The sequence below is a fragment of the Bradyrhizobium sp. 215_C5_N1_1 genome (assembly GCF_052075935.1).
Taxonomy (GTDB): Bacteria; Pseudomonadota; Alphaproteobacteria; order Rhizobiales; family Xanthobacteraceae; genus Bradyrhizobium; species Bradyrhizobium barranii.
The window spans coordinates 6,547,789-6,559,870 of the sequence record NZ_CP197228.1 but is presented as its reverse complement, the minus strand read 5'-3'; the positions used below and the strand labels follow the sequence as shown (position 1 = coordinate 6,559,870).

The following is a 12,082-nucleotide window of genomic DNA, read 5'->3' as shown; positions in this document are numbered from 1 at the left end:
TTCGAAACGATGCCCGCGGGCCTCAACCTATAGAGCAGGGCACGCTCAGGAAGCCGCGGAACCGCACCCGTCCGCCCCGCACCGGATGGCCGCTCACGGCATAGTTCGGGAAGCGCGCCAGGAAGCGCGAGATCGCAATCGCGCCTTCGAGTCGCGCCAGCGCCATGCCGGCGCATTGATGCGCGCCGGTGGCGAAGGCGAGATGCCGGTTCGGCGTGCGCGCGATGTCAAAGCGTTCGGGCTCCGGAAACTGGGCGGGATCGCGGTTGGCCGCCCCGATGCACAGCGTCACCGACGTGCCGGCGTCGAGCATGACGCCGCCGAGCTCGATCTTCTCTGTCGTCATGCGGTTGCCGAGCTGGTTCGAGCTCTCGTAGCGCAGCATCTCCTCGACGGCAGTCTTGATCATGTCGGAGTTTTCGATCAGCCGCTGCTTCTGGTCCGGATTCCGGTGCAGCGCGACGAGGCCGTTGCCGATCAGATTGGTGGTGGTCTCGTGCCCGGCGTTGAGCAGGAAGATGCAGTTGTGCAGCAGCTCCTTCTCCGTCAGCCGCTCGCCGTTTTCCTCGCCGTTGCCTTCTCCCTGGATCAGGCGCGTCAGCACGTCACGCTCGGGATTGCCGGGCTTTTGGCGCCTGCGCGCGACCAGGGTTTCGAGATAGGCGAGGAAGTCCTTTACCGCCTTGTTGCCGCGCGCAGCCACTTCGGGCGACACCACCGGCTCGAGTGCACCGAGGATCGCCAGCGACCAGTCGCGCAGCGGCTCGCGTTCGTCGTGGGGAACGTCGAGCAGATTGCCGATCACTTCGATGGGGATCGACGCGGCGAAGTCGTCGATCAGCTCGCAAGCCCCCTTGGCGGCGATGGCATCGAGCAGGCCGTCGACCAGCTTGACGATATCGGGCTCCATCCCCGCGATCGCGCGCGGCGACAGCGCGCCCATGATCAGGCGGCGCACGCGGGTGTGGGCGGGCGGGTCGTTGAAGACGAGGCTCGTGGTGTGGTGCTCGTAAAGCGGGGTGTCGCCGTATTTCGGCGCGAACTCGCGCTTCTTGTCCGAACTGAACGACTTTGTGTTCTTGTAGGTGGTGACGAGATCGTCATAGCGGGTCAGGAACACAGTGCCGTTGGGGAGGCGCTTGACCGGCTCGTTTTCCCGCAGTGCACGATAAGTCGGGTAGGGATCGTCGTAGAATTCGGGTGTCAGCTTCTCCAGATCGAAATTGGCCGCCAGTTCTTTCGCACTTGCGTTCATCGCCGCCATACTCGCCGGTTGAGACCGATATGCTGTTTTCGCTCTTTCGAGCGGCTCGGCTCACCGTCTACAGTCGTGTCGTGATTTGCAAGCCGACCGGACAGGAAAATGCACGCCCGCGCTGACGCTGCCGACACGGCCCCGAATTGGCCCGACGATATTTTCGCGACATTGCAACGCTTCGACGTCCGGCAGGCGCCTTACGTGCCCGACGCCGGCCATTCGAAGTTGATTCAGCGCGTGCTGGCCTCAACCACGATGCGCGGCATTCCGCTGACGACGGAGGAGGAGGGCGTCGCGCTCCTGGCCGGGGCCTGGACCGGCGGACAGCGCGGCGTGCTTCTGATGCAGTCGAGCGGGGTCGGCAATTGCATCAACATGCTGTCGCTGATCCCGATCCTGCGCTTTCCGTTCCTGACGCTCGTGACCATGCGCGGCGAGTGGGGCGAGTTCAATCCATGGCAGGTGCCGATGGGATCGACCACGCATTGCGTGTTCGAGCTCTCTGGCGTCCAGGTGCTGCGCGCGTCCAATGCGGCCGAGGTGCCGGCCGTGCTGGAGGCGGCCGCAGCGCAGGCCTACAACGCGCTCACGCCCACCGCCGTCCTGCTGTCGCAGCGCCTGATCGGCGCCAAGGTTTTCACCAAATGAGCAAGGCCAATCTCCTCGACCGCCGCCAGGTGGTGTCTACCCTGCTTGCGAACCGCAAGAACGTCGTCGCAATCGGCGGCCTCGGGGCCTCCACCAACGACATGTGTGCCGCTGGCGACCACGCGCGCAACTTCTACCTCTGGGGCGGCATGGGCGGCGCGGCGATGATCGGGCTTGGTCTGGCGCTGGCGCAACCAAAACTGCCGGTGCTGGTCATCACCGGCGACGGCGAGATGCTGATGGGGATGGGGAGCCTTGCCACCATCGGCCTGCAGAAGCCGTCCAACCTCTCGATCGTGGTGCTCGACAACGAGGCCTATGGCGAGACCGGTGGCCAGACCAGCCACACCTCCGCAGCTGCCGACCTCGTCGGCGTCGCCAGGGCCTGCGGCATCGGGGACGCCCGCGCGATCTCGACCATGGCCGAGGTCGAGGCCTTCGCCAAAGCCGTCCACAACGTCTCGGCGGGGCCGCGATTTGCCAATGTGAAGATCGATAGCGCCAGCCTGGACCGGATTCTCCCAGTCCGGGACGGGACTTACATCGTCAACCGGATCCGTGGCGATCTCGGCTTCCAGCCGATCTAGCCCTGCTTGGCTCCGTCCTGAGCAACGTTCCGGGCCCTCCGGGCGGGGAAGTGTGACCATTTTCCAACAAGTTTGCACCCACGTAGGTTGCGTCGCAGCATTCTGCTTGACTTTTGCGTGGGTGAGTGCTTACTCACTAACATGAGCTCACTGCGAATGACGAGCGACCTGAGGCGTCAATTGATCCTCGGTGCCGCAAAACGCTGCTTTGCCCGACACGGCTATACCGGCACCACGACCAAGAGCGTGGCGGCCGCCGCTGCCATTTCCGAGGCGCTGCTGTTCAAGCATTTTCCGTCCAAGGCGGCGCTCTACGCCGAGATCCTCAGCGACGAGTGCGAAGCCGATCCGGCACTGACGGACCTGCTCGAGCGGGAGCCCTCGACGGCCACGCTGGTCGAGTTGATCCGCGGCATGGTCCAGCATTTCCTCCACATCGCCGACGGGCCCGATCAGGAGGAGGCGCAGCGCCTGCGACTGATGGCCACCAGCCATCTGGATGACGGCGAATTCGCCCGTCTGCTATATGCCAAGATCGAGAAGCTGATCGGGGCGGTCTTCCTCGCCTCGCTCGAGCGCGCGGTTGCCAGCGGTGACGCGCGGCCGTTCAGCGGCGATCCGCTCAACCTGTTCTGGTTCGCGCATCATTCGGTGATGATGGCTGCGCTGACCAGGCTGCCGGCCACGCCCTGCCTCGTCTACGGCAAGGCGAACGATCTGGAGCGGCAGCTCTGTGAGTTTCTCCTGAGGGGTATCGGACTTAACGACGCCGCAATTGCTTCGCATTTGGGCCGCGATCAGGCCGCGGATGCGGGCAAGACGGCGATTGCAGAAAGCGCATGACATGAACATCGTAACCGAACACAAGATTTCGGGCGAACCGATCGACACCAAGGCTCCCAAGCGTCCGGTCAGGCCGGTGCTGTGGTTCATCATCGTCGGCACGCTCCTGGGCGTGCTCGTTGGCGGCCTCGTCTGGTTCAATTACTTCCGCGGCCAGATGATCAAGCAGTTCTTCGCCAACAACAAGCCGCCGCCGACCGCGGTCAGCGCGGCCGAGGCGAAGTCCGAGGTGGTGCCGAACCTGCTCACCGCAGTCGGTGGCCTTGCCGCCGTGCACCAGGTCGACGTCAGCGCCGACGTCAACGGCCGCGTCACCGAGATCAAGTTCGAGCCGGGTACGCATGTCGATTCCGGCACGCCACTGGTGCAGTTCTTCGACATGCCGGAGCAGGGCGACCTCGCCAACTACAAGGCGCAGGCAACCGTCGCACAGCTCTCGCTCGACCGCGCCAAGCAGCTGGCATCGCGCCAGTTCGGCCCGCAGGCGACCGTCGATAACGCGCAGGCCGCCTACGATCAGGCGCTGGCCGGCATCGCCAAGACCGAGGCGGTGATCTCGCAGAAGCTGGTGCGTGCGCCGTTCTCCGGCGATCTCGGCGTCCGCAAGGTCGAAGTCGGCCAGTACCTGACGGCCGGCACGGCGATCGTCTCGCTGACCGATCTGTCGGAGCTGTGGGCCAACTTCACGGTGACCGAAAAGGACTCGGGCAACCTCAAGGTCGGCCAGCCGGTCCGGCTCAAGGTCGACGCCTACCCCGGCCGCACCTTCGATGCCAAGATCACCACGATCGAGCCGCAGGTCGCGGCCGACACCCGCAACATCCGCGTGCAGGCGACGGTCGCCAATCCGGAGAAGATCCTGAAGCCGGGCATGTTCGTGACCACGACGGTGGTGCTGCCGGCGAAGCCGGCCGTGATCACCGTGCCGGAAACGGCGGTCGATTACACGCTGTACGGCGACTCCGTGTTCGTGATCACCGAGAAGAAGGAAGAGGACGGCAAGACCAGCCTCTCCGCAGTGCGCACGTTCGTGCAGACCGGCAGCCGGGTCGACGGTCGCGTCGAAATCATCAAGGGCGTGAAGGTGGGCGACAAGGTCGTCGCTGTCGGCCAGCTCAAGCTGCAATCGGGCGCCCCAGTTGCGATCTCGACCGATCCGGCGCCGCAGATCCCGGCGCAGCCGCCGCGCTACTGATCCAATACATCCAGGTGATCCGGCCTCGCCGGGTCACTTTTCTTGAGACAAAGAAATCGAGATCGCCGCGATGCGCTTTACCGATATTTTCATCAAGCGACCGGTCCTGTCGGTCGTCGTCAGTCTGCTGATCCTGCTGATCGGCCTGCGCGCGGCGATGGTGCTGCCGATCCGGCAATATCCGAAGCTGTCGAACACGGTCATCAACATCACGACCGTCTATCCCGGCGCGTCCGCAGACCTGATCCAGGGCTTCATCACGACGCCGATCGAGCAGGCGGTCGCCTCGGCCGAAGGCGTCGACTACATGACCTCGTCCTCGGTGCTCGGCACCTCGACGATCCAGGTCTACATCAAGCTGAACTTCGATCCGAACCAGGCGCTCACCGAGGTGCTCGCCAAGACCAACTCGGTCAAGTACCTGATTCCAAAGGAATCCAACGACCCGATCGTCACCAAGACCACCGGCCAGACCACGGCCGTGATGTATCTCGGCTTCTCCTCCGAAGAGCTGTCGGGCTCGGCGATATCAGACTATCTGACGCGTGTGGTGCAGCCGGTGCTGTCGACGGTCGACGGCGTGGCCTCGGCCGACATTCTGGGCGGCCAGACCTTTGCGATGCGGCTGTGGCTCGATCCCATGAAGATGGCCGGCCGCAACGTGTCGCCGGCCGATGTCGCCGCCGCGATCGCCGCCAACAACTTCCAGTCCGCAGCGGGGCAGACCAAGGGCTATCTGATCGTTTCCAACATCTCGACGAACACCAGCCTGACTGACGTCAACCAGTTCAGGAAGATGATCGTCAAGGCCAAGGACGGCGGCTTTGTGCGGATGGAGGACATCGCCACAGTCGAACTCGCCGCCCAAAGCACGGATGCCAGCGTCGCCTTCAATGGCGAGCATGCGATCTTCATTGGCGTGAACGCGACGCCGCAGGGCAACCCGCTGACGCTGGTCAAGGGCGTGCGCGCACTGTTCCCCGAACTCGAGCGCAATCTTCCGCCGTCGATGAAGATGAAGGTCGCCTACGACTCGACCAAGTTCATCCAGTCTTCGATCGACGAGGTGGAGAAGACGCTGGGTGAAGCCGTGATCATCGTGATCGTGGTCATCTTCCTGTTCCTGGCCTCGCTCCGTTCGGTCATCATTCCCGTCGTCACCATTCCGCTGTCGATGATCGGCGTCTGCACCTTGATGCTGGCGTTGGGTTTCAGCTTCAACCTTCTGACCCTGCTCGCGATGGTGCTCGCGATCGGCCTCGTGGTCGACGACGCCATTGTCGTGGTGGAGAACATCCATCGCCATCTGGAGGAGGGGAAGACGCCGGTTCAGTCGGCGCTGGAAGGCGCGCGCGAAATCGTTGGGCCGGTCATCTCCATGACCATCACGCTCGCGGCGGTGTACGCGCCGATCGGCTTCCTCGGCGGCCTGACCGGTTCGCTGTTCCGCGAATTCGCCTTTACGCTCGCGGGCTCGGTGATCGTGTCAGGTGTGATCGCGCTGACGCTGTCGCCGATGATGTGCTCTATTCTGCTCAAGAATACCGAAGAGGGCCGCTTCGCCAAGCTGGTCAACAAGGTGTTCGGCGCTTTGACGCGCTGGTATGGGCGCAGGCTCGACCGCTCGCTCGATTACAAGGCGATCACCGGTCTGTTCGCGGTGACGATCCTCGGGCTGGTTGGCTTCCTCTACATGCACACCTCGAAAGAGCTGGCGCCTGAGGAGGACCAGGGCATCGTGTTCGCGGTGACCAAGGCGCCGAAATACGCCAACATCGACTATGTCGATTTCTACGGCGAGAAGCTCGACGAGAAATTCCAGAAGTTCCCCGAAACCGATCTGCGCTTCGTGCTGAACGGCATCAACGGCCCGCAGGGCGGCATCGCCGGCATGCTGCTGAAGTCGTGGGACGAGCGCAAGCGCTCGTCGATCCAGTTGAAGCCGCTGGTGCAGGCCGAGCTTTCCAAGATCGAGGGCGTGCAGGCTTTCGCGTTCAACCTGCCGCCGTTGCCGGGTGGCCCCGGCGGTCTGCCGGTTCAGATGGTGATCAATTCCACCGCGGGCTTCCAGACGGTCTATGAGCAGATGGAGAAGCTGAAGGACGCCGCGCGCAAGAGCGGCATGTTCATCGTCTCCGACAGCGACCTCGCCTACAACCAGCCGAACGTGGAGGTCACGATCGACCGCACCAAGGCGCAGGATCTCGGCGTTAACATGCAGAACCTCGGCTCTACGCTCGCGGTGCTGCTCGGTGGCAACTACATCAACCGCTTCAATCTGGAGGGCCGGTCCTACCAGGTGATCCCACAGGTGCCGCGCAGCAGCCGGCTCTCGCCGGAATCGCTCGGCGGCTATTATGTGACGACCAACACGGGCCAGCAGCTCCCGCTGTCGACCGTGGTCTCGGTCAGGACCAAGACTGATCCGAATTCGCTGACGCATTACAATCAGCTCAATTCGGCGACGTTCTCGGCTGTGCCGATGCCCGGCGTGACGGTCGGATCGGCGGTCGACTTCCTCGAAGGCGAGGCCAAGAAGCTGCCGGCCGGCTTCAGCCACGATTATCTCGCGGACTCCAGGCAATACGTGCAGGAGGGCAACCAGCTTGCGATCACCTTCGGTTTTGCGCTGATCATCATCTTCCTGGTGCTGGCGGCGCAGTTCGAGAGCCTGCGTGACCCGTTCGTGATCATGATCTCGGTGCCGATGGCGATCGTGGGTGCGCTGATCCCGCTGTTCTTTGGCATGGCGACCATGAACATCTACACCCAGGTCGGTCTGCTGACCCTGGTCGGCCTGATCACCAAGCACGGCATCCTGATGGTGGAGTTCGCCAACGAGCTCCAGGTCAACGAGCGGCTCGACCGCCGCTCGGCCATCGAGATGTCGGCCCGCATTCGTCTGCGGCCGATCCTGATGACCACGGCCGCGATGGTGACCGGCCTGATCCCGCTCCTGACTGCGTCCGGCGCGGGCGCGGCCAGCCGCTTCTCGATCGGCCTCGTGGTGGTCGCCGGCATGTCGATCGGTACGCTGTTCACGCTGTTCGTGCTGCCCGCAGTCTACGTCGTGCTGGCAACCGACCACCGCGCGGCGGCCGATTCCGAGCGGAACAAGGAGGTCAACGATCTCGACCTCAATTCCAAGGCGCTGCGACCGACCTGAGCCGCAGGTCAGCGAACCAGAGGGCGGCAGCGGCATCCGTTGCCGCCCTTTTCATTTGCCCCGCAGCCTGCGGACGCCGTCAGGCTTAGGGGGAGCCCTTTCCGCGTTGGCGAGAGACAAGTTCCGGCCTTCTTGCTAGATTCGCCGGGATGAGCATCTCCCTCCACCCCGACACCCCGCAAGCCAGGACGGCGCCGAGCGCGGCCGCGGCTGGCGTCGTGCCCGGCGAGGCGGCGGGGCGCGGGATCAGGACCCGGCTTTTCACCAAATATGTCGCGCTCTTCGTGGCCGTCGTCGCCATTGCGCTGCTGGCCAACGGGCTGTTCGAGGTCTTCTTCTATTATCGCGAGCACAAGGCCGCGCTGATCCGGGTCCAGCATGAGCAGGCGGAGGCGGCGGCGGCCAAGATCGGCCAGTTCGTCAAGGAGATCGAGAGCCAGCTAGGCTGGACCACGCAGCTGCCCTGGTCGGCGGGCTCGATCGAGCAGCGCCGGTTCGACGCACAACGGCTGCTGCGCCAGGTGCCCGCGGTCACAGAGCTCGCCCAGGTGGATGCGACCGGCAAGGAGCGCTTGCGGGTCTCGCGGCTGGCCATGGACGCGATCGACAGCGGGATCGACCTGTCGGCCGACCCGAAGTTCACCGAGGCGGTCGCGCACAAGGTCTATTACGGCCCGGTCTATTTCCGCAGGGAGTCCGAGCCCTACATGACGCTCGCGCTGGCCGGCGCGCGCAAGGATGCCGGCGTCAGCATCGCGGAGGTCAATCTCAAGCTGATCTGGGACGTCGTGTCCCAGATCAAGGTCGGCGAACACGGGCACGCCTATGTGGTCGGCCCGGAGGGACGCCTGATCGCGCATCCCGACATCAGCCTGGTGCTGCGCAACACCGACATGTCGGGCCTCGCGCAGGTGCGCGCCGCGCAGGCTGGAGGCGGCACCCTGTCCGACGCGCTCCCCGAAGCGCGCAATATCCAGGGGCAGAAGGTGCTGACCACATCGGCCCCGATCGAGCCGCTGCATTGGACCATGCTCGTCGAGCTGCCGGTCGAGGAGGCCTATGCGGCGCTCTATGCTTCGCTGCAGCGGCTGGCGATCGTGTTGCTCGCAGCGTCGATCTTCGCGGTGCTCGCCGGGATTTTTCTCGCACGCCGCATGGTCGGACCGATCCAGGCCCTGCGCAGCGGCGCCGAGCGGATCGGCGGCGGCGATTTCTCGCAGCGCATCTCGATCAAGACCGGCGACGAGCTCGAAGGACTCGCCGACCAGTTCAACGACATGGGCGCGCGATTGCAGGAATCCTATGCGGATTTGGAAAACAAGGTCGAGCGGCGGACGGCTGAATTGTCCGAAACGCTCGAGCAACAGACGGCGACTTCTGAGGTGCTGGAGGTCATCAGTTCCTCTCCGGGCGAACTCGCTCCCGTGTTCTACAAAATGCTCGAAAATGCGACGCGGGTCTGTGGCGCAAGTTTCGGCGTCATGAATCTCTGGGACGGTGAAAGCTTCACGATTGCGGCGGATTACAATGTGCCGGCTGCGTTCGCTGCTTCGCGAAAAGATGTGGAAATCCGACCTCGTCCGAACAGCGCGCTCGCCGAGGTCGTCAGGACACGTGAGGTCGTCCACGTTCACGATGTGCGAAACACACCTGCCTATCTTGCTGGTGGGCCTGCCGTTCGCGCGATCTCAGACGTCGCCGGCGCCCGTACGATCGTCATCGTGCCGATGCTGAAGGAGAACGAGCTGATTGGCACGATCGCGGTCTATCGCAAGGAGGTCCGTCCGTTCGCCGACAAGCAGATCGCACTGGTTGAGAATTTCACCAAACAGGCTGTGATTGCGATCGAGAACGCTCGACTGCTCAAGCAGCTTCGTGAGCGTACCACGGAGCTGTCGCAGTCGCTCGACAATCTGCGTACCGCGCAGGATCGCCTGATCCAGACCGAGAAGCTCGCCTCCCTCGGCCAGCTCACGGCGGGGATCGCCCACGAGATCAAGAACCCGCTCAATTTCGTCAACAATTTCTCCTCGGTCTCGACCGAGCTGATCGATGAACTCAACCAGGCCCTGCAATCGGCTTCGCTCGACGGCAAGACGAAGGAGGAGGTCGACGAGCTGACCGGCATGCTCAAGAGCAATCTCGAGAAGGTGGTGCAGCACGGCAAGCGCGCCGATTCCATCGTCAGGAACATGCTGCTGCATTCGCGCGCGGGTTCCGGCGAGCATCGTCCCAGCGATATCAATGCCATCGTCGAGGAAAGCCTCAATCTCGCCTATCACGGCGCGCGCGCGGAACGGCCCGCCTTCAACGTCACGCTCGAGCGCGAGTTCGATCCCGGGGCCGGGATGGTCGATGTCTATCCGCAGGAGATCGCGCGCGTCTTGCTCAATTTGATCTCGAACGGCTTCTATGCTGCGGCCAAGCGCAAGGAGAGCGCGACGGACGGCTTCGAGCCCACCTTGAACGCGGCCACCAAAAACCTCGGCGACAAGGTCGAGATCCGGATCCGCGACAACGGCACAGGGATTCCGCCCGAGGTGAAGGCGAAACTGTTCAATCCGTTCTTCACCACCAAGCCGGCCGGCGAGGGCACCGGGCTTGGCCTGTCCATGAGTCATGACATCGTCGTGAAACAGCACGGCGGCACGATCGACGTGAACACCACACCCGGTGTATTCACCGAATTCATCATCACGTTGCCGCGCCAGATGGCGGCGGACGATACTCCCGGAGGCAAGAATTGAACGTTTACATCCTGGTCGTCGATGACGAGCCCGACGTCGAGGCGCTGTTCCGGCAGCAGTTCCGGCGTGACCTGCGCGCCGGACGCTTCCAGATGGAATTCGCGCCGTCCGCGTCCGATGCGCTCAGGCTCGCCTCCGAGGTGCGCGACCCCTCGTTGATCCTGATCCTGTCCGACATCAACATGCCCGGCATGAGCGGGCTCGACATGCTGCCCAAGGTGCGCGCCGAGCATCCGGACGTTCCCGTCATCATGATCACGGCCTATGGTGACGCCGAGACGCGCCGGAAGGCGATCGAGCGTGGCGCCATCGGGCTCCTCACCAAGCCGATCGATTTTGCGCTGCTGCGGCAGGAGATCGACACGAGGCTCGAGCAAGCCGCATGACTTCGACCATCCTCTTCGTCGATGACGAGCCAGACCTCGAGGCGCTGATCCTGCAAAAGTTTCGCAGGCAGATCCGCGACGGGCTCGTCGACATCATGTTTGCACGCGACGGCGTCGAGGCGCTGGAATCCCTCGAGCAGAACCCGCATGTCGACATGGTGGTCTCCGACATCAACATGCCGCGGATGGATGGGCTGTCGCTGCTGGCGAAGCTCCAGGAGGCCGAGGACAAGAAGTCGACCATCATCGTCTCGGCCTATGGCGACATGAGCAACATCCGCACCGCCATGAACCGCGGCGCGTTCGACTTCCTCACCAAACCGATCGACTTCGCCGACCTGGAAGCCACGATCGAGAAGACCATTCGCCATATCGAGATGCTGCGCGAGGTACGGCGCCGTCAGATGGAGGCGGAGCGGGCCCATGCCGCGCTATCGCGCCATTTCTCGCCCGAGCTCGCCAAGCGTCTGGTGGCTGGCGGCGAGGGTGAGGGGATCGAGGTGCAGTGGCGCGATGTCGCCACCATCTTCACCGATATCACCGGGTTCACCTCCCTGGTCGAGAGCGCGCCGCCCGAGACGCTGGGCGCGCTCCTCAACGAATATGTTGGCGGGATGACCGAAACCATCTTCGCGCATGAGGGGACGGTCGCAAAAATCATCGGCGATGCGATCCAGGTGCTCTTCAATGCGCCCGGCGATCAGCCGGACTATGCGACGCGTGCGGTCGCCTGCGCCCATGACCTCGATGCCTGGGCGCAGGATTTCTGCGCGCGCCAGAGGGCCGTGGGCGTGAACTTCGGCACCACCCGCATCGGCATTCACGCCGGGCCGGCTCTGGTCGGCAATTTCGGAGGCAACCGCTTCTTCGACTACACCGCGTATGGAGACACCATCAACATCGCGGCGCGACTGGAGGCCGCCAACAAGCATCTGGGAACACGCATCTGCGCCAGTGCCAGCGTCGCCAAGGCGGCCGAGCATTTTCAAGGCCGTCCCGTGGGTGATCTGATGCTGCGCGGACGCAGCGAACCGCTGCGCGCGTTCGAACCGTTGCTGCAGGAAAAATTCGAAGCGCCAAGGACGGCGCAATATTCCGAGGCTTTTGCCAAGATGGAAGCCGGCGACGTCGCGGCGATGCCGGCCTTTGCCGCGCTGGTCGGGATCCACGCCGACGATTCCCTGGCCGGCTTTCACCTGAAGCGCCTGCTCAACGGCGCCAAGGGTGTCCGCATGAAACTGGAATAGGAGTT

9 protein-coding genes are annotated in these 12,082 nt (G+C 63.8%); 8 read left to right on the top strand and 1 reads right to left on the bottom strand.

Going from position 1 to position 12,082, the window contains the following annotated elements:
- Positions 1–22: 22 nt before the first annotated feature.
- On the bottom strand, positions 23–1,255 hold the full coding sequence (locus tag AB7G19_RS31495; protein ID WP_014496967.1) for a cytochrome P450: 1,233 nt from the start codon (positions 1,253–1,255) through the stop codon (positions 23–25).
- Positions 1,256–1,363: 108 nt separating this feature from the next.
- Between AB7G19_RS31495 and AB7G19_RS31490 the strand changes: the two genes are divergently transcribed.
- The 8 genes from AB7G19_RS31490 to AB7G19_RS31455 all read left to right on the top strand — a co-directional run bounded on the left by AB7G19_RS31490 (position 1,364) and on the right by AB7G19_RS31455 (position 12,077).
- Positions 1,364–1,906, top strand: coding sequence for a phosphonopyruvate decarboxylase (locus AB7G19_RS31490; RefSeq protein ID WP_085404401.1), 543 nt, complete (start codon positions 1,364–1,366; stop codon positions 1,904–1,906).
- On the top strand, positions 1,903–2,493 hold the full coding sequence (locus AB7G19_RS31485) for a thiamine pyrophosphate-dependent enzyme (RefSeq protein ID WP_085404400.1): 591 nt from the start codon (positions 1,903–1,905) through the stop codon (positions 2,491–2,493). The genes AB7G19_RS31490 and AB7G19_RS31485 overlap by 4 nt, the downstream gene beginning before the upstream one ends.
- A gap of 141 nt (positions 2,494–2,634) precedes the next feature.
- Positions 2,635–3,336, top strand: a complete 702-nt coding sequence (locus tag AB7G19_RS31480) for a TetR/AcrR family transcriptional regulator (RefSeq protein ID WP_085404399.1) — start codon at positions 2,635–2,637, stop codon at positions 3,334–3,336.
- Between the two features lies 1 nt (position 3,337).
- Positions 3,338–4,531: an efflux RND transporter periplasmic adaptor subunit gene (locus AB7G19_RS31475; protein ID WP_085404398.1), complete on the top strand. Its 1,194-nt coding sequence runs from the start codon at positions 3,338–3,340 to the stop codon at positions 4,529–4,531.
- A 70-nt stretch (positions 4,532–4,601) separates the two neighbouring features.
- Positions 4,602–7,697 carry a MexW/MexI family multidrug efflux RND transporter permease subunit gene (locus AB7G19_RS31470; RefSeq protein WP_071915899.1) on the top strand — a complete coding sequence of 1,032 codons (3,096 nt, stop codon included), beginning with the start codon at positions 4,602–4,604 and terminating at the stop codon, positions 7,695–7,697.
- A 149-nt stretch (positions 7,698–7,846) separates the two neighbouring features.
- Positions 7,847–10,444, top strand: coding sequence for a sensor histidine kinase (locus AB7G19_RS31465; protein ID WP_085404397.1), 2,598 nt, complete (start codon positions 7,847–7,849; stop codon positions 10,442–10,444).
- Complete coding sequence (locus tag AB7G19_RS31460; protein WP_014496960.1) at positions 10,441–10,830, top strand: response regulator; 390 nt, start codon at positions 10,441–10,443, stop codon at positions 10,828–10,830. The genes AB7G19_RS31465 and AB7G19_RS31460 overlap by 4 nt, the downstream gene beginning before the upstream one ends.
- Complete coding sequence (locus AB7G19_RS31455; RefSeq protein ID WP_085404396.1) at positions 10,827–12,077, top strand: adenylate/guanylate cyclase domain-containing protein; 1,251 nt, start codon at positions 10,827–10,829, stop codon at positions 12,075–12,077. Before AB7G19_RS31460 ends, AB7G19_RS31455 begins: the two co-directional genes overlap by 4 nt.
- Positions 12,078–12,082 lie beyond the last annotated feature (5 nt).

Coding starts and splice junctions, on each gene's coding strand:
- AB7G19_RS31495 (WP_014496967.1), bottom strand. CDS start 1,255: ATGAACGCAAGTGCGAAAGAACTGGCGGCCAATTTCGATCTGGAGAAG.
- AB7G19_RS31490 (WP_085404401.1), top strand. CDS start 1,364: ATGCACGCCCGCGCTGACGCTGCCGACACGGCCCCGAATTGGCCCGAC.
- AB7G19_RS31485 (WP_085404400.1), top strand. CDS start 1,903: ATGAGCAAGGCCAATCTCCTCGACCGCCGCCAGGTGGTGTCTACCCTG.
- AB7G19_RS31480 (WP_085404399.1), top strand. CDS start 2,635: ATGAGCTCACTGCGAATGACGAGCGACCTGAGGCGTCAATTGATCCTC.
- AB7G19_RS31475 (WP_085404398.1), top strand. CDS start 3,338: ATGAACATCGTAACCGAACACAAGATTTCGGGCGAACCGATCGACACC.
- AB7G19_RS31470 (WP_071915899.1), top strand. CDS start 4,602: ATGCGCTTTACCGATATTTTCATCAAGCGACCGGTCCTGTCGGTCGTC.
- AB7G19_RS31465 (WP_085404397.1), top strand. CDS start 7,847: ATGAGCATCTCCCTCCACCCCGACACCCCGCAAGCCAGGACGGCGCCG.
- AB7G19_RS31455 (WP_085404396.1), top strand. CDS start 10,827: ATGACTTCGACCATCCTCTTCGTCGATGACGAGCCAGACCTCGAGGCG.